General features: G+C 27.4%; 18 protein-coding genes, 2 tRNA genes and 1 pseudogene. 6 read left to right on the top strand and 15 right to left on the bottom strand.

Annotated features, from left to right (window positions below):
• Window positions 1-11: 11 nt before the first annotated feature.
• The 3 genes from LJI21_01215 to lgt all read left to right on the top strand — a co-directional run bounded on the left by LJI21_01215 (window position 12) and on the right by lgt (window position 1,937).
• The gene (locus tag LJI21_01215) at window positions 12-329 is read left to right on the top strand and encodes a complex I NDUFA12 subunit family protein (GenBank protein WFW29911.1); all 318 of its coding nucleotides are present in this window, start codon (window positions 12-14) and stop codon (window positions 327-329) included.
• Window positions 330-682: 353 nt separating this feature from the next.
• Window positions 683-1,147: an SsrA-binding protein SmpB gene (gene smpB / locus LJI21_01210; GenBank protein WFW29910.1), complete on the top strand. Its 465-nt coding sequence runs from the start codon at window positions 683-685 to the stop codon at window positions 1,145-1,147.
• A 1-nt stretch (window position 1,148) separates the two neighbouring features.
• Window positions 1,149-1,937: a prolipoprotein diacylglyceryl transferase gene (lgt, locus tag LJI21_01205; protein WFW29909.1), complete on the top strand. Its 789-nt coding sequence runs from the start codon at window positions 1,149-1,151 to the stop codon at window positions 1,935-1,937.
• A gap of 358 nt (window positions 1,938-2,295) precedes the next feature.
• Here the strand turns inward: lgt and LJI21_01200 are convergent, their stop codons facing one another.
• Together LJI21_01200 and rpmJ are read right to left on the bottom strand one after the other, a co-directional pair.
• Window positions 2,296-3,783, bottom strand: a complete 1,488-nt coding sequence (locus LJI21_01200; protein WFW29908.1) for a leucyl aminopeptidase — start codon at window positions 3,781-3,783, stop codon at window positions 2,296-2,298.
• Between the two features lie 284 nt (window positions 3,784-4,067).
• Window positions 4,068-4,196 carry a 50S ribosomal protein L36 gene (rpmJ, locus tag LJI21_01195; GenBank protein WFW29907.1) on the bottom strand — a complete coding sequence of 43 codons (129 nt, stop codon included), beginning with the start codon at window positions 4,194-4,196 and terminating at the stop codon, window positions 4,068-4,070.
• Between the two features lie 1,158 nt (window positions 4,197-5,354).
• Between rpmJ and truA the strand changes: the two genes are divergently transcribed.
• The gene (gene truA / locus LJI21_01190; GenBank protein ID WFW29906.1) at window positions 5,355-6,092 is read left to right on the top strand and encodes a tRNA pseudouridine(38-40) synthase TruA; all 738 of its coding nucleotides are present in this window, start codon (window positions 5,355-5,357) and stop codon (window positions 6,090-6,092) included.
• 5 nt (window positions 6,093-6,097) lie between these two features.
• On the opposite strand, the gene dnaN is transcribed toward truA, so the two are convergent.
• The 10 genes and pseudogenes from dnaN to LJI21_01140 all read right to left on the bottom strand — a co-directional run bounded on the left by dnaN (window position 6,098) and on the right by LJI21_01140 (window position 17,302).
• A complete protein-coding gene (gene dnaN / locus LJI21_01185) occupies window positions 6,098-7,255 on the bottom strand; it encodes a DNA polymerase III subunit beta (GenBank protein WFW29905.1) in 1,158 nt (385 codons plus the stop codon).
• Between the two features lie 492 nt (window positions 7,256-7,747).
• Window positions 7,748-7,819 (bottom strand) — tRNA-Asn (locus tag LJI21_01180).
• 126 nt (window positions 7,820-7,945) lie between these two features.
• Entirely contained in the window at window positions 7,946-9,475 is a 1,530-nt protein-coding gene (purH, locus tag LJI21_01175) for a bifunctional phosphoribosylaminoimidazolecarboxamide formyltransferase/IMP cyclohydrolase (protein WFW30004.1), read from the bottom strand.
• A 138-nt stretch (window positions 9,476-9,613) separates the two neighbouring features.
• Window positions 9,614-10,918: an amino acid permease gene (locus LJI21_01170; protein ID WFW29904.1), complete on the bottom strand. Its 1,305-nt coding sequence runs from the start codon at window positions 10,916-10,918 to the stop codon at window positions 9,614-9,616.
• 119 nt (window positions 10,919-11,037) lie between these two features.
• Window positions 11,038-11,430: an amino acid permease gene (locus LJI21_01165; protein WFW30003.1), complete on the bottom strand. Its 393-nt coding sequence runs from the start codon at window positions 11,428-11,430 to the stop codon at window positions 11,038-11,040.
• Between the two features lie 597 nt (window positions 11,431-12,027).
• Window positions 12,028-13,662, bottom strand: coding sequence for a ribonuclease J (locus LJI21_01160; GenBank protein WFW29903.1), 1,635 nt, complete (start codon window positions 13,660-13,662; stop codon window positions 12,028-12,030).
• 900 nt (window positions 13,663-14,562) lie between these two features.
• Window positions 14,563-14,982 carry a DedA family protein gene (locus LJI21_01155; GenBank protein ID WFW29902.1) on the bottom strand — a complete coding sequence of 140 codons (420 nt, stop codon included), beginning with the start codon at window positions 14,980-14,982 and terminating at the stop codon, window positions 14,563-14,565.
• 7 nt (window positions 14,983-14,989) lie between these two features.
• Window positions 14,990-16,362, bottom strand: a pseudogene (gene cysS / locus LJI21_01150) (cysteine--tRNA ligase).
• Window positions 16,355-16,993: an exopolysaccharide biosynthesis protein gene (locus LJI21_01145; GenBank protein ID WFW30002.1), complete on the bottom strand. Its 639-nt coding sequence runs from the start codon at window positions 16,991-16,993 to the stop codon at window positions 16,355-16,357. Before LJI21_01145 ends, cysS begins: the two are co-directional and overlap by 8 nt.
• A 141-nt stretch (window positions 16,994-17,134) precedes the next feature.
• On the bottom strand, window positions 17,135-17,302 hold the full coding sequence (locus LJI21_01140) for a twin-arginine translocase TatA/TatE family subunit (GenBank protein WFW29901.1): 168 nt from the start codon (window positions 17,300-17,302) through the stop codon (window positions 17,135-17,137).
• 607 nt (window positions 17,303-17,909) lie between these two features.
• On the opposite strand from LJI21_01140, the gene LJI21_01135 reads away from it, so the two are divergent.
• Window positions 17,910-17,983 (top strand) — tRNA-Arg (locus tag LJI21_01135).
• 443 nt (window positions 17,984-18,426) lie between these two features.
• Here LJI21_01135 and LJI21_01130 read toward each other — a convergent pair.
• From LJI21_01130 to LJI21_01120, 3 genes are all read right to left on the bottom strand, one after another.
• A complete protein-coding gene (locus tag LJI21_01130; protein ID WFW29900.1) occupies window positions 18,427-19,239 on the bottom strand; it encodes a 3'-5' exonuclease in 813 nt (270 codons plus the stop codon).
• Entirely contained in the window at window positions 19,232-20,119 is an 888-nt protein-coding gene (gene era, locus LJI21_01125) for a GTPase Era (GenBank protein WFW29899.1), read from the bottom strand. The genes LJI21_01130 and era overlap by 8 nt, the downstream gene beginning before the upstream one ends.
• Before the next feature lie 496 nt (window positions 20,120-20,615).
• Complete coding sequence (locus tag LJI21_01120; protein ID WFW29898.1) at window positions 20,616-23,288, bottom strand: 2-oxoglutarate dehydrogenase E1 component; 2,673 nt, start codon at window positions 23,286-23,288, stop codon at window positions 20,616-20,618.
• Window positions 23,289-23,922: 634 nt separating this feature from the next.
• Between LJI21_01120 and LJI21_01115 the strand changes: the two genes are divergently transcribed.
• Window positions 23,923-25,494 (top strand): penicillin-binding protein, encoded by a 1,572-nt coding sequence (locus tag LJI21_01115; GenBank protein WFW29897.1) that lies wholly within the window; start codon window positions 23,923-23,925, stop codon window positions 25,492-25,494.
• Window positions 25,495-25,524 lie beyond the last annotated feature (30 nt).

Here is a 25,524-nt window from a genome sequence, read left to right as displayed (position 1 = left end):
CATTATATTATATGTTACATAAGATGTTATATGAATATGTTCTTTTCTTACAAAGAAAAAATAATAAACTTATAGGAAAAGATGAAAATGGAAACTTTTACTATCAATCAAATCAGGGAAAAAGATGGGTAATTTATAATAAAAAGAGCAGTCTAGCAAAAACAACAGTACCACCAAGATGGCATATATGGCTTCATTATACTGATAATGAAGTACCAACTAGCAATAAGGAAATAAAACGCACCCCTAATTTAACCAACATAAAAAATTCCCACCATCAAAATAAAAAAATAAAAAGTTTTTATAAAAGTTGGAATCCTAACAGCTAAAATTTTTGTAACGTTATTTTATTTTATTAAATTCTATTTTAATAGAAACCAATAGATCATAACAGAAATTATCCCATATATAAGTGTGATAAACCATTATTTTCAACAAAACTAATTTTCTAAGGAATAATTATATTCTAGATATTAAAAATTAAAAATAATAAAATAAAATAATATACTTCTTAAAAAGTATATATATAATTCTATTATATTTTATATAAAAATATATATATAATAAAATATTACTCCACGGAAACTTACTTTTATGATATAGTTTATAAGTTCCTAAGGAAGAATATAATAATGTTTAAAACAAAATTATCTTTGATCTTCAATTAAATATATTTTCATATATGGAAATCATTACGGAAAATAAAAGAGCAAAATTTGAATATTTTATTCTAGATGAATTTAAAGCAGGTATAGTCTTATTAAGCAGCGAAGTTAAATCTCTAAGAGAAAAAAAGGTAAACATTTCCAATGCTTATGTTACCAAAAAAAATGGTGAAATATGGTTACATAACATGTATATTGCAGAATATAAAGCTGCAAACAAAAAAAATCATAAACCAAAAAGAGAACGTAAATTACTTTTACACAAAAAGGAAATAAGTACGTTATCTAACAAGATTAGAACCTCTGGAATGACTATCATACCACTTTCAATTTATTTTAATGATAAGGGATTAGTAAAAACTAAGATTTCTGTTGTAAAAGGAAAAAAGCTCTATGATAAAAGAATAACTATAAAACAAAGAGAATTAGATCGTGAAAAAAATAGAGGCTTACATTATCTCTCAAGAGAACCCAACAAATAAAATGTCTTTAAATCCAATAATCTTTAGCGTAGGTCCTGTTTCTATACATTGGTATTCTCTAGCATATATTTTGGGCATAATATTTGCATATTGGTATTTACATAAATTAGATAATCGAAAAATTCTTACTAAGAATTTTTATGATTCATTACTCACATCTACTATAATAGGTATTATTCTTGGAGGCAGATTTGGTTACATACTAATATATGATCTAATTTTTTATCTAAAAAATCCCATAGAGATATTAAAAACTTGGAAAGGAGGGATGTCGTTCCACGGCGGCGTTATAGGAGTCTTATGTGCTATAATAATTACATGTAAAAAATACAATATATCTGTATATTATACACTGGATCTGATTTCCTGTGGAGTTCCTATAGGTTTATTTTTGGGTCGTATAGCAAATTTTATAAATGGAGAACTATTTGGTAGAGTTACAACTATGCCATGGGGTTTGGTTTTTTTAAAAAGTGGTGATAATTTGTCACGTCATCCAAGTCAGCTTTATGAAGCATTTTTAGAAGGACTACTATTTTTTATAGCTATAAATCTATTATTTTTCTTAACTAGAATAAAATTCTACCGTGGTGCAACAACTAGTATCGCAATTATATGGTATGGAATAGCACGCTTTGCAGTTGAATTTTTCCGTGAGCCAGACTACCAAATTGGTTATTTATGGCTTAATTTAACTATTGGACAATTACTTTCAATACCTATGGTCTTATTAGGCATAATAATATGCCTAAAAACAATAAATGTAAAACATATAAAAAAGTTACAGTAGCTTATTTTATACGTATTGATGATCAAAACACCTATTTTTAATAATTTTTTATTATTAATAAAACCAACATTTATATGAAACATATTGAACAAACAAATACCCCACTTCTTTTAAAAATTATTACGAATTATATAAAAATTATAATATCAATGAGTTGTATCACAAATAAAATTTTTTAAATCATAAAATGATGATCACAAATTTTTGTAAGTTAAAAATTTCCTACAAAATATATCCATGCATTGTTTATAACAACCTACAAAAGCTCAATGAAAAATTTTAAACCTCATCTCCTAGAAGGAGATCAAAAATCAAACAGATAAAAATCCTAAACTTATAAATCTCTTTTACTGAAAAACTATTCCAAATATTCTTCATAGTATTTCTCAATTAATCTATTAAGCAACCTTACACCAAAACCTACAGCTCCTTTCGGAGAAATATCAGTACCCTTTTCATGCCAAACTGTCCCTGCAATATCTAAATGCGCCCAACAAGTTTCGTTTACAAAACGTTGTAAAAATTGCGCAGCTATTATACTATCCCCACCAAAGCCTGTAGGAGCAATATTTTGAACATCAGCTATTGATGAATCAATGATTTCATCATAAGCTTTATTCATAGGAAATCTCCACAACTTCTCATTTACCTCATTTCCTACATCAATAAGACGATTTGCTAATTCATCATTATTAGAAAAAAGGCCAGCATACTCATGCTGACCAAGCGCAACAACTATAGCGCCAGTTAAAGTTGCTAAATCAATCATAAACTTAGGTAAAAACCTATTTTGCGTATACCATAAAGCATCCGCAAGCATAAGTCTTCCTTCTGCATCGGTATTTAATACTTCTATTGTCTGCCCAGACATCGAAGTTACTACATCACCCGGCCTTTGGGCATTACCGCCAACTGCATTTTCAGCAAGTACAATAACACCAACTGCATTTATCTTTGCTTTTCGTCCAGCCAAAACACGCATCACCCCAACTACAACAGCAGAACCTGCCATATCATATTTCATTAACTCCATGCCACGCGAAGGTTTTAATGACACTCCTCCTGTATCAAATGTTACACCTTTACCAACAAAGGCTACAGACTTTTGTTCTTTACAACCTCCATTCCATTTAATCACTATTAATCTCGGTTCTTTACTGCTTCCTTGTGCCACACCAAGTAATGCCCCCATTTTTCTCTTCTCAATCTGCTCCTTATCAAGTACCTCGACCTCAAGACCAAATTTAGTAAGCTCAGTTTTTATATAATTAGAATAAAATTCTGGGTATAAAACATTAGGTGGCTCAGTAACAAGAGTACGAACAAGAAATACACCCTCACCTTCCTGTTTTAAAAGCTCAAATGCCTTCTTAGCGTTACTCAATTGATCATCAGTTTCCGTTAGAACTACAATTTGTTCTACTTCCGTAACTTTTTCATTTTTTCTAGTTTTATATTTACCAAACTTAAAACTACGTAAAAATATACCATATGCAATATTTGCTACATTTCCCTCAATTAATACTGCTGCTCTTATAATTTTTAATTCGCTTAACTTACAATATATTTTTCCACCAATACTCAATTCCTTATTTTTATTCCACTCATCTCTTCTGCCAAGTCCTACAATCATAATACTACCACCACATAATGAAGAGGTAATAATGGGAAAGAATTCACCAAAACTTCCGTTAAAATTACTAAGTCTATTAATGATATCAATAACCTTTTTATCTCTAAAAATTCGATTATTATTTACAAATCTATTATTTTCAAACAAACCTACCACCATTAATCCTTTTAGACTAGACGGCACTCTAGAAATTGTTATTTTTAATGTAGACATCTTTTTTTTTTAACAACTTTAATTTTGCACATATATAGATATTATCTATTTAATTTCTATAAAATATATAAAGATCTACTACTATAACTTCAACATCTCAATGTTCAACACAAAGCAAGATATAAAATCGCACTAGCGCACAGCCATAATACTTCCTAAAAATGTCACCCTGATAAGAACTACATATAAACTGAATACCTTAATTTTATATAAAAACAAACCAACCCTCTCAAAAAAAAAGGCTCTCCTCTTCCCCATAAATGGATAAATTATAACCTCCCTGTTTAAGAACCCTGACGTACCTTATATCTTGGCCTTATTTTGTTTATAACAAAAACTTTACCACACCTCCTTATAACTTTACAGTTTTTATCCCTATTACGATGAGACTTTAATGAGCTCTTCACTTTCATAATTTTAAAATATATAAAAATTTTTAATAATTTTTACATTATGGTTATACTTACGAAAATAGTCAATTAACAAAATTAATCACACCCTTGTTAAATATTATACAATTGTTGCTGATACTTCTTCGATTGATTTTCGTGTTATATCAATAATTAGCCAATTATTTTTGTTTAAAAATTTTTTCTGTTATCTTAATTCCATTTTCAACTTTTTTTTTTGGAATTGCATATATATTATTATTTTCGTTCTTAATTGAAAGAGGTCTATTTTCACATATTTCTACTTATAATCTATTCACATCTATTGCGTCTTATCGTTAAAACTCGTTTTCTAACTTTATTAAGTCAATACAAAAAGTATCTCGTTAATAAATGATTAAGAGATATTTTTATTACAACTTTATAGCTCCCCTTGATAATAAGCTAATACATGCTAAGTTGGAAATTTCGATGTACGTGACCCCAGTTAAAATTATATCTACTATATTAATATCCTGAATATTTTTGACAATTATCATGATTAATAATACAACCCAATCGTCTCAATTTGCTGAAAATATTTATTTTTATTTCAATATACAAATTAAATTTATTGTCTTTTTCAATTTCGAGATAAGAAGAAATTTCCTCACAATAATATATGATAATATTGCTGATAAGAAATTTCTAATTAATTACCTTTCAAATATTTTCTTAATTTATCATCAATAATAGTATATATACCACAAAATAATTCTCATCACTTCTTATTAATTTCTCTAAATATTATTCAATCTGCTTTTTATCTTTACAAACAACTAAAACGTATTCAATTGTCTCTACAGAACTAAAAATGCTTTAATACAAACCTCAACAACTGATATAATAATCTCACCACTTGAATCTGATACCAAAATATTATAAGATTAAGTTTTCTAGAACTCATACTTTAAATAAAGTCATAGAATCATATATCAATCTCTTAGTATAATTATCATTATTAAAATAATTACGTAAAACTAATCCAAATATTAATATAGAAAACTAAATCGACTAGCGAAATAAAATTTAACTTTATTATTAATATTTTTATTTAATAAAATTCTATAAAATATTAATAATTAATTTTACTGAAAATAAAATTTATATAATAAAATTATAAAATATAGGCAAAATTTTGTAATGCGATATAAAATAATAATAGAATACAATGGTAGTAGCTTTTCTGGTTGGCAAAAACAGCAACATTCTATTAATTCAGTTCAAGAAACTATAGAGAATGCTATATTCAATTTTAGTAAAGAAAAAGTCACTTTATATTGTGGCAGTAGAACAGACGCAGGAGTTCACGCTTTAGGACAAGTTGCTCATTTTAATATAAAAAAAGAACTTGAACTTTATAAAATAAGAAACGCAATAAATTTTTACTTAAAATCAATTCCTATAACTATACTTAGTGTAGAAATTGTAAATAATGAATTTCATGCTAGATTTTCGGCAAAAAAAAAACACTATGAATATAAAATATTTATCAGATGCACTCCAACAGTTTTAAATTCTGGTTATGTATGGCAAATATTTAATCCGCTTGATGTTAACATCATGCGCGAAGCGGCAAAATACCTTCTCGGAAAACATAACCTCTCAAGTTTTCGTTCAAAAAACTGTCAAGCTATAAGCCCCATAAAAACAATCGATAACATCGAAATAGTACAAAACGAAAATTTTATATATATTAAAATATCTGCTATTTCCTTTTTACATAATCAAGTAAGAATTATTGTAGGCACTTTAGTTAAATTTGGGAAAAATAAAACCAACCCACAGGAGATGCTAAATATATTAAAACAACGCAGAAGAAGTGCTGCCGGAGTAACTGCGCCACCTTACGGCTTATATTTGGTAAAAATAGACTACTAAACTATCTAAACTCTCATTGGCATTACTATATATAATGCATTTGGATCATCTTCATCAATAATAATTACGGCACCATTACTATCTTCTAATAAATTAAATCTACATTTGTTTTTTATGCAAGATAAAATGTCAAGTAAATAACGCGAATTAAATCCTATTTTCATAGAAATCCCATTATAATCTACCTCTATAGACTCAGTTGCATAATTATTACTATCATGAGAATTTGAATTCAAAGTTAATAATTTCTCTTGCAATAAAAACTTTACAGATTTTATTTTATTAAAAATGACAACAGAAACCCTATCTATAGCATCAGCTAACTTAACGCTCTCAACAGTCATATAATATTTATTTCTAGTTACTGGAATAACAGACCTATAATCTGGAAAAGTTCCATCTATTAATTTTGATATTAAAACATATTCACCACACGTAAATTTAATCTTTCTTTGTGAGAGCTTTATACCAACTTCATTACAATCACATAATACTTTTAATAGTTCTACTACAGTTTTACGTGGAATTATTACACTAAATTCATCATCAATACCTTTGGGTTTAGGTCTCTTTATACAAGACAATCGATGTCCATCAGTAGCAACACAATATAAAAACAAATCATCTGTATGCAAACAAATTCCATTTAAATTATATCTTGTATCATCTAATGACATAGCAAATTTAGCTTTAGTTAATAAATCTACTAAATCCCAACTCATCAAAATAAAATCATATCTATAATCTATCTTTTCAAAAAGAGGAAAATCACCTAAAATTATCTCAGGTATTAAAAATTTTGTATTTTTACAAGATATCGATAATTTTCCATGATTATCCATTTTAAAATTAATATTAGAATCAGTCGGTAATTTTTTCACTATATCATATATAATATGTGCTGAAATTTTTACTTCTCCATGTACTAATACATTTGCAGGAAGAGAAGCAAACATCAAAATATTAAGATCAGTAACCATTAACTCTATACTAGAATGTTGTGCCTTAATACTCATACATGATAAAATATCAACTACATTCCGTCTCTCAACTATTCCACTTATTTTTGATAATGTATAAAAAAGACTTGTGCGATTCACATTGAAACATATTTTTCCACATGCAACTCGCTCTTCTTTTTTTAAATTTACAATCTCCGACATACTAATTTTAAAATTACTCGAATACTATTTAAATTTTATACATAAAATATTACTTATGGAACAATAAATAAGAATTACATATATTATTAAATATAAACTTAAAACAATTTAAATTTAATAAATATTAAACAGGCATATATTATAAATATAATTTATAATCTAATGTAAGGATTACTTTCTATTTAAATAACTAAAACCCCATAGCTTAAAAAGCTAATAAAATCGTTTTGATTTCTCATATCAAAATATGAATTTTAATCACAACTTAATGTTTTTATTATGAAAATTTTAATTCTTATCGTTTTACATATAATTTTTGATTCATTTAGACAAGAATACTTAAATAGAATTCTTCTATCTTAAAGAAGGGACGAAATCAGTTTCTACTATAAAATCCAAAAATCAATAAATTTGAATACTAAGTTATATATATAATTTTACCAAAACTATATAATAATATACCATACCATTTCATTATATTCATAAATAGAGCTCCTCGGGCCGGATTCGAACCAGCGACCAATTGGTTAACAGCCAACTGCTCTACCACTGAGCTACCAAGGAATAAAAGATAAAATCCAACTCAGTTTTTATTAATATCATATTAAAAACCAACTGTAAACTACTTCGTGTTATCTAAATATAAATAAGCAAATATATAAAATATATTCTTCTCATAAAAACATAAAATTAATGGACGAAACTACGAATACCTGTAAAAAACATAGCAATTCCATTTTCATTTGCAACCGCTATTATATCTTGGTCATTTATAGAACCACCAGGCTGAATTATGGCTGTAATTCCATGCCTTACACTTTTTATTATACTATCTGAAAACGGAAAAAATGCATCTGAAGCGAGCACCGCATCCTTGCACCTATTACCAGCTTTTTTAACTGCGATATTTACGCTATCTATCCTGCTTGTTTGTCCTGCACCAATACCAACAGTACAACCATCTCTTGCTATCACTATCGCATTAGATTTTACATGCATACATATTTTCCAAGCAAAAATAAGATTTTCTTTTTCTCTTTCTGTTGCAGTACGTTTTGTTACTTGAGCTATTTTTTCTAATTTTAAAACATCGCTACTATTATCCTGCAATAAAAAACCACCAGTGACATTCCTGATCTGGTATTTTGAATTTTTCTGAAAAAAATAATTATAAATAACTATTCTTAAACTTTTCTTTTTTTGCAAGACTTTTAGAGCTTCATCGCTTATCGATGGTGATATTATTACCTCTAAGAAAATCTTAATTAATTTTTCAGCTAACTCTAAGTCTATTTCTCGGTTTAATGCAACTATACCACCAAAATTACTTATTTTATCACACGATAAAGCTTTTTCACATGCCTCTAGAACACTATTACCAACTGCTGCTCCGCATGGATTATTATGCTTTACTATAACTGTTGCAGGTTCATGAAATTTAAGAATTAAACTAAGTGCAGACTCTATATCTATTATATTATTATAACTTAATTCTTTTCCATGTATTTTTTCCAATGGATATTTTGTAAACTGATTACTATAAAAGGCAGCTTTTTGATGTGGATTTTCTCCATATCTAAGTTTTTGTGTTTTACATCCATATAAAGCAAAAAATTCTGGTAATTCTTCACTATTTTCACTTCTATTTTTTTTAGAAAAAAACCAATTATAAATATTAAAATCATAATACGAGGTAAGAGCAAATGCTTTAGTTGCTAGGTGTTTTCTGTATTCAAGTGTTATTTTATTACGATTTTTAATCATCTCAGCTTTTAAGATTTCATAATCTTGAATGCTAGAAATAACCGAAATAAAATGAAAATTTTTTGCTGCGGCTCTAATTAAAGCTACTCCACCAATATCAATTTGTTCTATAATTTCGCTTTCATCCAAATTACTATTTATTGCTTCTAAAAATGGATATAAATTAACTATAAGCAAGTCTATTGGTTTAATCCCTAAATCTCGTATTTCTTTTTTATTTTGATTATACAATAATCCTCCATAAATCTTAGGATGCAGGGTCTTTACTCTGCCGCCTAATATTTCTGGAAATTGTAGATAGTCCGAAACTTCCTGCGTTTTTATTCCTGCATTAAATAATACTTTATAGGTATTTCCAGTTGAGAGAATTTCTATTTGTTGTTTCATTAAAAATGAAGCAAGATCAACTATATTAGTTTTATCATAAACCGATATTAAAGCTCTTCTCATACTTATTATAAACTACAGTTACAAATAACATAGTAAATTATTGCAATTCTATTTATTGAAGAATATTCAAAATTTTAACAAAGTAAAGAACAATAATTTCTTCTAATACGAGAAAACCCATTCTCACCATGATTAAGAAAGATTCTATGAAACCTTAAAAAGATGCTTCGAAATAATATAAAACAAATAAAAGGGTATTCCACTTATTGTAAATAAGCTTGTAGTTAACAGGGTACTCACAGGGATTTCAAATATTATCCAGCAACAAAAAATTATTGCTATACCGCTAATCAAAAACCTATAACAATTTCCTTCCTTTCTGATAATTTTTAAAAAAGCAAAACTACATATAAGATAAATAAATAAAAATGAAACTACAGAAAAATCAATAATTAAAGTAATTTGTTGAACAAAATTTTTGCTTGATGTAAAAATCAATAAAATTGCAGTTCCAATCGAACTAACTATTATTCCTAAAAAGGGAGAATCGTATCTATTTTTTTTAGCAAAAAATTGCGGTATAAATTTATCCTCAGCAAGACCAACAGCAATTTGTCCATTAAACAATATCCAGGCATTTAAACTACTAATACAAAAAATAGATGCAACGATAGAGATAATTAAGTGCCAATCACCAGAAAACATAATTTTTACTGCATCAACATATGGCGCTCTTGAATTTACTAAAGCATTTCCGCTTATTAACCCCATAATCGCGAAATTATTAATAAAATATATAACTACAACACAGATTGTACCTAGTACTATAGCTTTTGGTATAGTTCTTTTTGAATTATCAATCAATCCAGCAGGTACCGTCACAGACTCAAGTCCTATAAAACACCACATAGTAAGAAGTACAGAACGAGCAAGAACCTGCGATACCGTAAGATTTGAAATTTCCTCACTTATAATAAAATTATTTTTATCAAAAAAAAATAACGCTGCAACAGATATTACAAGCAATACAGTAATTTTTATAATTGTAAACAAAAACTCAATACGTCCAGTAATGGCTATTCCTCTTAAACTTGTTAATGTAATGATCACAAGCAACAATAATTCCAAAAGTAAACGCGTATTTTGAATATTTTCATGAAAAAATGGTGTAAGATAACCAATTCCTATAACTATTAATGCTGTTGTACTAACCCATGAACTTACCCAATATGTCCAACCAACAAAAAAAGCTACAGTAGAACCAAAAGTATGTTTCACATAAATATATGGACCTCCAGTTTCTGGAAACTTAGCACATAACATAGCAAATACTAACGCAAGAGATATAGCACCAGCTCCTGATATTATCCAACCTACAAGACTATAAATTCCATAAGGTGCAAGACTATTTGGCAACATAAAAATTCCAGAACCAATTTGACTATTAATCACTAACGCTAAAGTAGTTAAAAAGCCTATCTTGTTTGTGTAAAACTCTCTACTTTTCATAAAAGTCAAACAAACCCAACTTATGAAGTTAATAAATAAAATTTATGTTTTAGATTAAGCTTTTAAAATTGCATTTGCAATATCAAAATAAGAAATATACTTTCTAAAAAAAAGATAAACTATAAATTACTTTCTATAATATTTCCATATATAATTATAACTGTTATTTTAATAATTTGTTGAACAAAATTTTTGCTTGATGTAAAAATCAATAAAATTGCAGTTCCAATCGAACTAACTATTATTCCTAAAAAGGGAGAATCGTATCTATTTTTTTTAGCAAAAAATTGCGGTATAAATTTATCCTCAGCAAGACCAACAGCAATTTGTCCATTAAACAATATCCAGGCATTTAAACTACTAATACAAAAAATAGATGCAACGATAGAGATAATTAAGTGCCAATCACCAGAAAACATAATTTTTACTGCATCAACATATGGCGCTCTTGAATTTACTAAAGCATTTCCGCTTATTAACCCCATAATCGCGAAATTATTAATAAAATATATAACTACAACACACAGATTATCTAGTAATTAAAATCAGGAAATTTTAATAAAATGCATCAAATTCATTTTGATAAATAAAAACAAACTCATCACTATAAAACTTTAGCGGAAAACTATAAAGCATAATATTTATTCTATCTCTCTTTAAGAGAACCTTTTTTAATTTACTTATACAATAACAGTAAAACTTTATCAGAGATAAGATAAATTGTAAAGTAATCTTACACATTTTCATAACTCTAAATTATTTATTTAAAATAAATTGATGCAGTAATATATACTTCAATTTACAATAAAAACAAAAATTATAACATGATGAACCAAAAATTAAGATTATACAAACTAAAATATCTCAAAATAATTATTCTCCACCATAGCATGAAATATATAAATTTATCTCAATGTTCTCCGTAAATTTAATGATTTTATAATCATATTTTTATTACATTACTTTCTTATACTTTTATTTTAAAAAATTCTCTAATAAAAGGAGAAAATGATTTTATTTAAAATAAATAAGCAAATTTGATGACAAAATGGCAAAATAATAAAATAAATAATATAAACATAAACTAAAAAATACACACTTTCACTCACTTATATTTGTTCTATCTGAACTTTAATTACAGGTCTTTTTAATAAATACTCTCTTAAAATGCTAAATATTGAGCTTTCAATTTTATCCCTTATTTTTTTTGTTGATTGTAGTCCAAACGCTAACTCGACAGTTTTTACAATCCTCTGTATGATAGCCGCATCTTTTGAGATCTCAAAAACACCAGGAGCAAACACTTTCGGCTTAGCAAGCAATTTATTTTTCTTATTTACAACCGCTGTCACTACAACAGCGCCAGCATCCCTCATCCTTCTACGCATCTTTATAACACTACTTTCTGGACAACGCAACAACATACCGTCAATACCAAAATATTCAACATCAATCGAATCAACTTTTTCCCCACTCTCTAAATTAACAATATCACCTGACATAACCATTATTGCTTTTTCTACACCACATTCTCTAGCAAATTTTACATGAGCATGTGTATGAATATATTCACCATGAACTGGAATAGACATTCTAGGTTTTATCAAAGAATACATTTCTTTTAATTCTGCTTTTACTGGATGCCCAGAAGCATGAATATACTCCATTTCATCAATAAAAACTTCTACACCCATTTCAATAAAAGCATTAAACATATTATGTGTACGAGTTTCATTACCAGGAATAATTTTTGATGAAAAAATTAATGTATCACCTCGCTGCATTCTAAATATACAATGATTATTATTTGCTAATTTTGAAGTTGCAGCCATTGGTTCTCCTTGACAACCTGTACAAATTAATAACAATCTGTCTCTTGGAAAATTTTTTATATCTCTTGCTTTGCAAAATTCAATAGAATTAATTAAATATCCACTGTCTTGTGCAACCTTTACTATTCTCCATAAAGATTTTCCGAGCAAAACTACTTTTCTATCAAGTGCCTTTGCAATTCGTCTTATTGTTTCAATTCGTGCTACATTTGAAGCAAAAAGTGACACAGCAACCAATTTTTTGGATTTCCTTATTATATTATAAATATTATTATAAATTTCACCTTCTGACTCAGGATTATGCTTACTCAATATATTAGTTGAATCACAAATTGCTGCAAGCAAATTACCTTTATCTCCGGCTTCTTTTAAACGATTTATATTAGAAACTAAACCAACAACAGGTTTTGGATCAAATTTCCAGTCACCAGTATGAAGAACGCTACCTACATCGGTACTAATTAATATTGAATGCGCTTCAGGAATTGAATGAGTTACATTTATAAACTCAATAATAAAAGGGTCTAAATTTATTTTACCATTTATATCCACTTCTTTTACTGGTACTATACTTTCTAGTTGAAACTCCTTTAATTTCTCTTTAAGAAAATTAACTGTAAATTTTGTTGTATATACTGGACACCGCAATTCTTCCCATAAATAAGGTATTGCGCCACAATGATCTTCATGTGCATGTGTGATTATTATACCAAGTAAATCCTTTTTCCTTTGAGAAATAAAATTTACATCTACAACTAATAACTCAATACCCGGCATAGTTTCATCTGCAAAACCAATACCAAGATCAACCATAATCCACTTACCTTGATAATGATACAGACTTACGTTCATCCCAATCCTACCTACCCCTCCTAGTGGAAGAAACAAAAATTTACTTTTATTTATACCCATCAATTCTATATTGCTATAAAATGCGAGGATAACAAAACTTTGTTCCTAGATAAAGGAATTTATTTATTCTTAACAATCCAAAACCTATTTATAATTTGACTCTTCTTTTAAAAATAAAATTTAAATAAAATCAATATCAGAAATGTAACGCAAAGTTATCATAATATAACAGCACAAAATATTAAAAAATTACTTAATTTTTATATTAAAACCTAACAACATTTTATCCTAATACAAAACTAAATTCTATATCCTAAAATTTTCACATAACCTTACAATCTTCATATTTAATAAAACTTTCTTCAGACTTCTTCTTTACTACAAATACAATAAATATTTTAACACTGATCCTTCAAAACTATATTTTTATAATTTTATAAAGCATTTGCATCCACTTCTCTCCTTCTACACATATTTTTATTAAATTCTCTACTAAATCCTTTAAATATCATGATATATAAAACTATAAAGCATAAATTTTTTAAAAATTAATAATTTTCAAAATTTTCAATTTCGATACAACCTTAATATATTCATAACAATTAATAAGTAAAATTTTACACTTATGATATTTGTTTAAATGTATTTTTAATATAAAACTACAAAAATATAAACAACTACAAACTTATAAAATAAAACACAAAAATTAAGGAATCTAATTAAAATTTTACCACATTATTTAAATATTTTTAAATACCATAATAAAACATCTGTATAACCTTTAATTTTATTGCAAAAATTAAAACTCGAATAACTTTCACAAGCTGATAATTATATCATACAAAATATTGTAAAATGTAAATCAAAAGAAAATTCTCAAAATATTAATCAATTACAAATCAATCACATTGAAGCATCTCTAGACAAAAATTTTAATAAAATTCGTTAAAAACAAATCTCTTAACAAATAGTAATAATAAGATACAATAAATGAAAAAAATTAGATAAAATAGTTAGCAAAGCGAAAACTCTAAAATTTGATCTAAAATAACCTGATAGTATTTGAATTACACTTCCAAACACTGGTACCCATGAAAAAAACAATACAACTGCACAAATTAATAAATTTGTAACAATTTTAGGTGTTTTATATTCGTTACTCATTTTATGAAATAATTTTCTAACAAAAATCGTCATTTTACCTAAATACCAATTTATTACCCCACCAAGACTTGATCCAAATATTCCAAAAAATAATATAAGCAATGGATTATAATACAGCCTAAAATACAACATAGTACGAAACACAAAACCCTGATACACAGGTAAAATAAGCGATGACATCAAACTATCCGTAAATAATAAAAAATAATTTTCCATATATAAATTAACAAATTGTCGTATCATCTTTACTATCAGAAATAGAAATTCCCATTCGTTTTAACTGTTCTCTTATTTTATCAGCAATATCATAATCTTTATTTTGTCTTGCTATTCTTCTTAAATTTATTAAATTTTCTATTTTTTGATAACTTATATTAGAAATAAACCAATCTTGATAATTCGATTCTAAAAAACCAATAAGTCTCGCACTCTTAATAAAACTCTTAATTAACTTAAGTTTATCATTTTTATTACCTGTCCCATTAATTTTTGTTACCATTTCATGTAACACAATTGAAGCTTCAGGAATATTTAAATCGTTTTTCAAAGCATCTATAAAATCTTTTAAAACTTCCACATCGCTTCTTTCAATATTCACTGTATCAACATCACGTAATAATCGATAAAACTTATTTAAAGTTTCTCGCGATTCAGAGATAATACTCCTAGTCCAATCAAGTGGTTTTCTGTAATGAGTTTTGAGCAATGCATAACGTATCACTTCACCTTTAATTCCACCATGAAGTAAATCTCTTACTCTAACTACATTTAATAAAGATTTACTCATTTTTTCTTTATTCATCATAAGAAAACCATTATGTACCCAATATTTTGCAAACATTGATCCAACGAATGCAGATCTACTTTGTGCAATTTCATTCTCATGATGTGGAAATTGCAAATCTACGCCACCACCATGAATATCAAATTCCTGACCAAGATAAGCATATGACATCGCTGAACATTCTATATGCCATCCTGGTCTTCCTTTTCCCCATGGGCTATCCCAATAACTTAAAAGTTTATAATCAATATCATTTGCAGGCTTCCATAATATAAAATCCCCTGGATGTCTTTTATTTTCATCGATTTTAACTCTTTTACCATAATCCAATTCACTAACTTTTTTTCCAGATAATATACCATATTCAGAATAAGATTCTATACTAAAATATATATGTTTATTAGATTCATAAGCATGACCAGATTGTAACAAATATCCAATTAACTCAATAATATAATTTATATTTTCAGTCGCCTTTGGTTCATAAGTTGGCTCTATACAATTTATACTTTTCATATCTTCATGAAAGATTTTAGTATAAAAAGCACTAATACTCTCTACGCTAATATTCCTCTCATTCGCTACATTAATTATCTTATCATCAATATCAGTTATATTACGCACATAAGTAACATTACTATAACAAAATCTAAGTAACCGAAATAATACATCATAAATAACAACAGAACGTGCATTACCCATATGCACCATATCGTATACCGTTGGTCCGCAAACATACATTCTTACATGATTTTTATCAAACGGTATAAAAAACTCTTTTTTTTTGTTAAAGTATTATAGAGCTTAACCATATATAAAACTTTTTAAAAAAGAAAACGCTCCAAACAAAAGTTGTGGTCCCTTGACAATTACAATAACAGTAAGTAATAACCCGCATAAAGATATCAAAACCCCTAGTATAGAAAGGAATCCATCCCTATTCACAATGCCAAGTGAAATAAGAATCGTACCTATAGCCGGAATAAAATTAGTTAATGGTAAGGGAATTGCTATCGATAATGCACAAAGTAACATTATAAATGCTAAAATTTTTTCACCTAACCTACAGAAAATAAAAAACATCCTTGGTTTCATAAAACTTTCTATCCTTTTAAAAGAAGAAAAAGTTTTTTCTACAACAAAAGCCAACGTTGAACGTTGAAAAGATCTTTTTTCTAACCAACAAGGCATCCAAGGAGAATTAAACCCAAGAAGAAATTGCAATGAAAGCAAGATCAGAGGTATAGAAAATATAGTTGTATAACCTGGCGGAACAGGTATAGGTACTGACAACGGTAAAGAAAAAATAATTATTAAAATACCAAAACCACGCTCATGCAAAGCTGCTTTTATATCAAATAACGTTATCTTCTCATCACCGTAACTCTCAGTATGTGCGATCTCCTTCAAAAGGTCAGAAGTCAACTTCTCACTTTCTTGCATCACTCTCCCAATAAACAATCCCCCCCTTATTAGCACAATTATCGAAATATTTCAATATTCTTTATTAATTTCTCTCTTTTCTATCTTAAAAAAAGCCAAGCGATACGCAAAACGTGTACCGCAAAGCTAAACAAATACACATTAACGATCAGGTTCATTAGATGATAATTTTTCTGAATCCTTAAGTTCTTGTTTGAGATTTCTTATACCCTTTCCCAAATCACTCATAACTTGAGGTAACCTGCCTGCACCAAACAAAACAAGTATTATTATCAAAACTAGAAATAACTGCCACGGCCCTAAACTCATTTTCACCTCCATTAAACATTAAAACTTAGAAAGTAGACTTGATTTAATCAAGTAATTAATATACAAATTATATCATCTTGTCCAAAAGAAGATAAAAATTTTTAATTTTTCCAAACATAATTAAATAAATCAAATTTAAAACACACTATTAAATTGACTAGCCAATTTCTCATAAATAAAAATAAAACTTACTAAAATCTCACTAATGTCACTAATTTAAAATTAGACCCAGAATTTTTCTGACTTCCTATATACATAAAATAAATCTACACTACAAAATGGTAAACATTCACTTTTAAAAGTTTTACATTATATTACTATCTATTTCGTAAATCACAATTTCATTTAACATTTATAAAAATAATCCAGAATAAACACATGAAACTTTCCTTTTTGTATTTTAAAAATCATTATTACTTTTAAATTTATTATTATAATAAATTATAATAACTACGGATTAATAAGATATCTTGTCTTTTTTTAATATATATAAAAACTTTAATTATTACCTTGTAATATTACAATAAATCAATAAAACGTGAAATTAGAAAAGTATAAAATTCTTTGTTATATTATTTACACAATTGTAATTAACAAAATATAAAATGGGACTATAGCTCAGTAGGATAGAGCATTGGATTCCTAATCCAGGGGTCGTGCGTTCGAATCGCACTAGTCCCACTAATTATGTTACTTACATTCTTAATTTATAAAATAAAAAACAACACTTTACCTTTCATCATACAAAAACACTACATTTCAAAATATATTTTATCTTGTTTGTATACTTCTACATTTCTAGACGAGAGTTGATCATTTTTAAAATAATATAAAATAACACACAAACTATCTCGTCGAAAAATTCTATAAAACAAATTGATCAAAATTCTTTTAATTAATCTATCTTAAAAATTAACAAAAATATTTAAAATATGCAAATCCCAAACAAACTTTGTTTTATAAAACAAAGTTAAAAAATAAATCATGTTATTAAAACATAACAAAACCTTATATCTTTACATAAAAATTTTTAACCTTAAACTTTTTACTTTATTATATAATCCAGCTCAGGCGCCTTAAACTCTAGCAAATTAATCTTCTTTTTTAGATTACCATTTAATATCTTAAATGTAAAACTTTCCTCCACAAATTATTTTCCATTCTTCTTTAAACTTTTTTAAATATGTTTTTTTTTCGCATTTTAAAAGCAACTCCTCTATATTTTTATTATAACTTTCAGTTGAAATTTTTCCCTGAAAATGGACAAGCTTTAAATAGATCAAATAAGTGTTAACTACATCTATTTCACAATATTCTCTAATCTCCCGTACTCTACCACTATTATATAGATCTATAACTTGCGATCCATCAACATCGATTTTGCCGGGAAGATCAAATACCGCACAAACCTCATTCATTTTTACTCTCGTAGAAGCACCAAAATCAGAAAGAGATTCAAGTAAATCACAATGCCAATCACTACTATATCTTTGATTATAATTATTCCATTTATCACCAGCTTTGTAAAAATGCTCTCCCCGAACACCATAAATTATAGCACGGTATTTTAGTACTGGTATATCAAAAGCTCGTCCATTGAATGAAACTAACCTCGGTCTTTTTTTTGATATACAATCGAAAAATCCTTTTACTAATTCTTTTTCATTAATGTCCAATATACTGTCAGACTTAATTTCCTGTAATGTAAATACCTCATATCCATTTTTACAACTTATATCACAAAACAAAAAACCTATAACTATAATTTTATGAAAAAGTTGACGGAGAAAAAGATTTTGCCCATTTGTTATACCAAAACTACATTTCAATGCATCTTTTTTATTTTCCGAAATATTACCATAAACATTGAGTAAATCTTTACCAGATTTTAAATCTGGTATAGTTTCGATATCAAATACTAATAAAGAATTAAACATTGCCTATATACCTTTCCGGATAATCAACCCAATTTCTCACTTTTACGAATAAAAACAAATGAACTTTACATTTAAATAACTTTCCTAATTCTACACGTGCATCAATACCAACCTTTTTAATATTATTGCCATCTTTTCCCAACACTATTTTTTTATGATTTTCCCTTAGAACAAAGATAATCTGTTTTATAATTAAACTCCCATCTTTATCCTTTTGAATTCTCTCAGTCGCAACAGTTATAGAATATGGTAATTCTTCACGTAAATTAAAAAATAATTTTTCCCTAGTAATCTCAGATGATAAAAAATTCTTCGAAGAATCAGTTATTTGATCTTTGTCAAAAAACCAAGAATTTACCGGAGCAACCCTACATAAGTAATTTATTAAATCAGAAAGTCCATCATTTCTTAGTGCTGATATCGCAAAAATCTTTTTAAACTTATAAATAATATCTAAATGCTTATACGCGATTTTTAATTCAATTTTCCCTATAAGATCAATTTTGTTAATAACTAAAATGCATTTTTGCCTTATGTATCGCAATCTTGTAAACAAGATTTTAATTTTCTCTATATTTATTAAATAATTACTAACATCAATTAGCAATAAAGTAATATCACCACTATTAATTGCTGACCATGCAGATTTAACTAAAATTTTTTCTAGTTTTGTTTTTGTAGAAGGTAATATACCGGGAGAATCAAGAAAAACAATTTGTGTATTACCACGTACTATAATACCATTTATTTTTGTCCTAGTTGTATGCATTTTAGAAGTAACAATCGCAATCTTTTCACCTACAATACTATTGATCAAAGTAGATTTTCCAGCATTTGGTAAACCAGTTATTGTAACAAATAAGCACCTTTGTTCTTCCACGAGCAAAATTGTATAATTCTATTTATAAAAATCCCTTTCAAATAAAACTATATAAAAATTTTCCTAAAATATTATACATTATTTATATCAGACCTTAAAATAAATTATTCCGTATCACTACTATTAACTTCACAAAACAAACTACTGTAAATACATAATTATAATATTTTATATTATCAAGGCAAATTAGTTGATACTAATATATATAAAACTATTATAATAATTTTATTAAATTAAAAAATAAAATAATTTAAAAAATTTTTTAATAAATCCCTTAATAATACAAACCATAAGATGAATATTACCTGAATAAGAGAAAAAGAATATTTAAAATTACTAAGGCTAATAGGTTTTTAGTATTCCCCCCTATTAAAAATAAACTTATTGTTCTAATAAGTTTTTTAAATTAACAATAGTGCATAATACTAATATATTTTATAAGATAAAATCTTTATATAAAATAAATGAAAGTTATCAAAAGCAAATAATATTATTTTTAAATATACTGTATAACCTGCTTTAAAATTTCTTCTTGCTGTTGATTATGAATACTAGTATATCCACATGCAGGAGATGCAGCAGCAGGCCTTGCAATACATCCATAATCTCTTTTCATCTGAATATCAAAATTAGATAATATATCACCTATCAATGGATTAACGAAAAACCACCCCCCCATATTTTTTGGTTCTTCCTGGCACCATATAACCCTAGCATTTTTATACTTTTTAAGCTCAGTACTTAATTTGTCAGTAGGAAATGGATAAAACTGCTCTAAACGTATTACTGCTATATCGTTTATTTTTTTTTGTTCACATGCTTCGATTATATCGAAATAAATTTTACCGCTACATATTATTACTTTACGTATTTTATCATCTGAAACTAAATCTATTCTATGTTCTGGAATTAATGCGAGAAATTCCCCATTAAAATCAGATAAATTAGAAATTACTTTCTTATGACGTAACAATGATTTAGGTGTAAATACTATTAAGGGTTTACGAAAATCACGATGAATTTGCCGACGTAAAACATGAAAATAATTTGCTGGAGTAGAACAGTTAACTACTTGAATATTGTCTTCTGCGCAAAGTTGTAAAAACCTTTCTATACGTGCAGAACTGTGTTCTGGTCCTTGTCCCTCGTAACCATGAGGTAATAATAAAACCAAACCGCTTGACCGCAGCCACTTTGTTTCTGAAGATACAATAAATTGATCAATCACTATTTGCGCACCATTTGCAAAATCACCAAATTGTCCTTCCCATAATATAAGTGAGTGCGGAGAGTCAAGACTATATCCATACTCAAAGCCCATCGCAGCATATTCAGATAAAGCACTATCTATGATATCAAAACGAGCCTGATTTTCATCTATATTATTCAATGGAACAAATATTTCTTCTGTCATTTGATCAACAATCTTTAAATGACGATGCGAAAAAGTACCACGTCCAGAATCTTGTCCAGATAAACGGACTCTCACTCCTTCCATAAGTAAGGATGCAAATGCAAGACTTTCAGCTGTAGCCCAATCTATATTGTGACCAGAACTTATACTGCACATTCTTCTATCAAGAATTTTTTTAACTTTATGATTAATATTAAAATTATTAGGAATATTACTATTTATTTGTATACCAAGTCTTTTTAACTTATCTAATTCAACACCAGAATACGTGTAATATTCACTTAAATCATTCAATTTTGCTCTTCTAAACTTCGACCAAACACCATAAAACCAATCTGGTTTTTTAACGATATAAGCTACTGATTTAATAAAACTTTCATTTAATTTTATCTTAAATTCACTACGTAACTTATTTACTTCATCAATACTCAACACTTTTTCTAAAACTAATTTCATCTCATACAACTCCCCTAAAGTTCTATGTTTCGATATTGTTTTATACATAATCGGCTGAGTAAAACTTGGTTCGTCTCCTTCGTTATGACCATATCTACGATAACATATTATATCAATCATCACGTCTTTTTGAAATTTTTGCCTATATTCCATCGCCAAACTTGCGACAAAACTCACAGCTTCAGGATCATCACCATTAACGTGAAATACTGGAGATTCTATAGATTTAATTATATCAGTACAATAAAAAGATGATCGTGTACGATGTGATGCTGTAGTAAAACCAATTTGGTTATTAATAACAATATGTATAACCCCATTCACCTTATAACCATCAATGTTACCTAACATCAGAGTTTCAGCAAATACACCTTGACCAGTTAGAGCTGCATCACCATGAATCGATATTCCAAGTACAGATTTTGTATTTTGCTTTGCTCTTACTCTTCCAAGTAAAACTGGTGTTATAGCTTCAAGATGAGACGGATTATAACACAAACTCAAATGTATTTTCTTACCATTAGTAAGTACTCTATCAGAAGAATAACCGAGATGATATTTAACATCGCCAGATATCCCAAGATCTCTTGAATATACAATATTATCCTGAAATTCAGATAATATTTCTGCATATTCTTTTCCCATAACCTTAGCTAAAACACTAAGTCGTCCACGATGAGTCATACCAAGAACCACTTCTTCAACGCCAAAAACTACAGAGTCACTAATAATTTTTTCAATTGCAATAATAACTGACTCACTTCCTTCAATAGAAAAACGTTTATATCCAGGAAACTTTATATGAAGAAACTGCTCAAACATCTCAGATTCAATTAAACATTCAAATATTTCCTTTTTGCGCTGAGAACTTAAAGTATAAGCTTGATTTTCAATTTTTTCCTGTAACCACTCTCTCTCTTCATAGGAAGAAATATGCATAAATTCAAAACCAATATCCTTACAATAAATATTCCTATATATCCCAGTGTCACACTTTGAAGAAAAACCAGAATACTTCTGAAAATTTATTTCTTCGTTCACATAAGACGACAATGGATTAAGATTTGCAAAAAAATGACCATAAAGTCTAAAAAGACTTACTAGTTTAGTAGAATCTAAATTTCTATCCTTAATTACGTCCCGTATGTTATTATAACATTTCATCTGACTCACTTCTAAATTTTCTGAAAATATTCTATGCCAATCTCTTCCAATTGACTTATCGTTTTGTAAATAACGATTATACATTTCCTCTATAAACTCAGCATTATCGCTATAAAAACAATCTAAACTCAGCATAATCATTAAGTGAAAGTTAACTATATAAAAAATTCTATATATTATACTCTAACTTTTTAAAAAAAATACTCTAGCTTTTAAAAAATTCTTTATTACCTATCAACATATTGTAAAATATCAGCATATTAAGCAATGTGCTGTTTTAAATTTCTTAGATTTTCGTCAATAAAGATCATTAACTAAATTACTAAATTAGAGAGACGTTTTGTTTAGTCAAAAAAAAATATAGCACTACCTACTGTAATTAATAATTAAAAATAAATATAAAAGTACTCCTTGTCTTATAAAATCAAAAAGCAATACAAAACTTGGTTGTTAACTTTTAAATTAGTTTTATAAAAACCCTCTCACTTAATTTATTAACACTAAATCAATAAAATTTTCTGTAGTACTTAATTATAAACAAATTGTGTAAAAAGTAAAAACCTTATTCTATCACGTTCAATTTAATAAATAATGCACACAACTAAATGTGAATTATAATATTATGAATTTACGTTTATACTACTATTGTATAGTTAAATTTATTTATATATATACTAACCTTTACAGTCTATGTTTCATTGTATGAGAATATCCTCATATCTAGTCGCAAAATCAAAAATTATTATCTGAGATCATCGTTATGTATTATATGTTTACATTAATAAAAAATAAAGTTTTTAACCGAAGAACATTTATATTGGGCAGTATTCAAATTATCATCTCTGCAATTTTTAGTTATAGATTATACAATTTACAAATAAAAAATAGACAAAAATACGAAATGTTATCCAATAACAATAGAATACAAATTGCTTGTATTTTACCTAAACGAGGAAGAATTTTAGATAGAAATGGTATTGAACTTGCGACAAATCAAATTTTGTTTGAGAAACAAAAAGTTTTTAATGAAAAAAATAACCTACAAGTATTAACGACGATTAAATCTAATTTGATAAAATCCTCAAGATCAGAAATAAATTCTCTTTACAAACGTTACTATCCATTTGGTCCAATATGTTCTCACATACTTGGATATACAAAAAAACATCAAAAAACGATAGAAGTAGGGATAAGTGGCATCGAGTATACTTATGATTACATATTAAAAGGTAAACCAGGAAAATCTAAACAAGAAATAAATTCCAAAAGACACCCTATAAGAGAATTATTAAATATACCGCAACAAGATGGACAAGACATTCAACTAACGATTGATATCAATTTACAAAAAAAAACTGCAGAAATATTTCAAGATCATAAAGGCTCCATAGTAGTTATGGATGTAAACAATGGAGAAATTTTAACATTATACAATTCTCCTTCATATGATAATAATCTCTTTACTAATAAATTATCTAATAAAACTTGGAAAAGTCTAAACACTTCTTCATTACCACTTGTGAATAGGGCATTATCTTATCAGATTCCTCCAGGCTCAATATTTAAAGTAATAGTTGCACTTGCAGCCTTAAGAGATGGTATATTTATACCGGAAGAAAAATTTTTCTGTGAAGGGCACATGATAATAGGAGATCGAAAATTTCGTTGTCTAAAAAGTAAGGCGCACGGATATGTATCCTTAAACGAAGCAATGGCCCTTTCGTGTAATACTTATTTTTACAACATAGGAAAGAAAATAAATATAGATTCTCTAATAGAAATAGCTAAAAAATTCGGTATCGGTAATGGACCACTGGTTGGAACATTTAGAGAAGAAGCTTCAGGATTATTACCAGATAAAGAATGGCGTGCGCAAAAATTATACTCACAGTGGTATTTAGGTGATACCATTAATTTAGTTATAGGACAAGGATACTTACTTACAACGCCTTTACAGCTTGCTGTTCTTGCAACAAGAATCGCAACAGGAAAAAAAGTAATTCCTCATGTTGTTGAGATGGATAAAATTACACAAAATTTTTCCGATATTGATATAAGTCAAAAACATCTTAATATAATTCGAAAGGCTATATTTCACGTCATGAATCATAAAGCTAAAATAAATTCAAGAAATTTCTATGAAAAAAAGAAATTTATACAAATTGCTGGTAAAACCGGTACTCCAGAAATAAATTCTAAAGGTGAAAGTCATAAATTGTTTATAGCTTATGGTCCATATTATAATCCTCGCTATGCGATCTCCGTGTTTATAGAATATGGTAAAGTTCCACGCCAAGATATTACTATAGCAAATGAAATATTTAGATATGTGCTTTGCTAATGAAAATTCTTATGGACAATGACATTCCTT

This window comes from Wolbachia endosymbiont of Menacanthus eurysternus, assembly GCA_029715105.1.
Lineage (GTDB): Bacteria > Pseudomonadota > Alphaproteobacteria > Rickettsiales > Anaplasmataceae > Wolbachia.
The sequence above is the reverse complement of the archived record's forward strand: the minus strand, read 5'-3'. Positions and strand labels throughout refer to the sequence as shown.

Bases quoted from the DNA above. Each gene is read 5' to 3' on its own strand.
- LJI21_01215 (WFW29911.1), top strand. From the start codon at position 12: ATGTTACATAAGATGTTATATGAATATGTTCTTTTCTTACAAAGAAAA.
- smpB (WFW29910.1), top strand. From the start codon at position 683: ATGGAAATCATTACGGAAAATAAAAGAGCAAAATTTGAATATTTTATT.
- lgt (WFW29909.1), top strand. From the start codon at position 1,149: ATGTCTTTAAATCCAATAATCTTTAGCGTAGGTCCTGTTTCTATACAT.
- LJI21_01200 (WFW29908.1), bottom strand. From the start codon at position 3,783: ATGTCTACATTAAAAATAACAATTTCTAGAGTGCCGTCTAGTCTAAAA.
- rpmJ (WFW29907.1), bottom strand. From the start codon at position 4,196: ATGAAAGTGAAGAGCTCATTAAAGTCTCATCGTAATAGGGATAAAAAC.
- truA (WFW29906.1), top strand. From the start codon at position 5,355: ATGCGATATAAAATAATAATAGAATACAATGGTAGTAGCTTTTCTGGT.
- dnaN (WFW29905.1), bottom strand. From the start codon at position 7,255: ATGTCGGAGATTGTAAATTTAAAAAAAGAAGAGCGAGTTGCATGTGGA.
- LJI21_01170 (WFW29904.1), bottom strand. From the start codon at position 10,918: ATGAAAAGTAGAGAGTTTTACACAAACAAGATAGGCTTTTTAACTACT.
- LJI21_01160 (WFW29903.1), bottom strand. From the start codon at position 13,662: ATGGGTATAAATAAAAGTAAATTTTTGTTTCTTCCACTAGGAGGGGTA.
- LJI21_01155 (WFW29902.1), bottom strand. From the start codon at position 14,982: ATGGAAAATTATTTTTTATTATTTACGGATAGTTTGATGTCATCGCTT.
- LJI21_01145 (WFW30002.1), bottom strand. From the start codon at position 16,993: ATGCAAGAAAGTGAGAAGTTGACTTCTGACCTTTTGAAGGAGATCGCA.
- LJI21_01140 (WFW29901.1), bottom strand. From the start codon at position 17,302: ATGAGTTTAGGGCCGTGGCAGTTATTTCTAGTTTTGATAATAATACTT.
- LJI21_01130 (WFW29900.1), bottom strand. From the start codon at position 19,239: ATGTTTAATTCTTTATTAGTATTTGATATCGAAACTATACCAGATTTA.
- LJI21_01120 (WFW29898.1), bottom strand. From the start codon at position 23,288: ATGCTGAGTTTAGATTGTTTTTATAGCGATAATGCTGAGTTTATAGAG.
- LJI21_01115 (WFW29897.1), top strand. From the start codon at position 23,923: ATGTTTACATTAATAAAAAATAAAGTTTTTAACCGAAGAACATTTATA.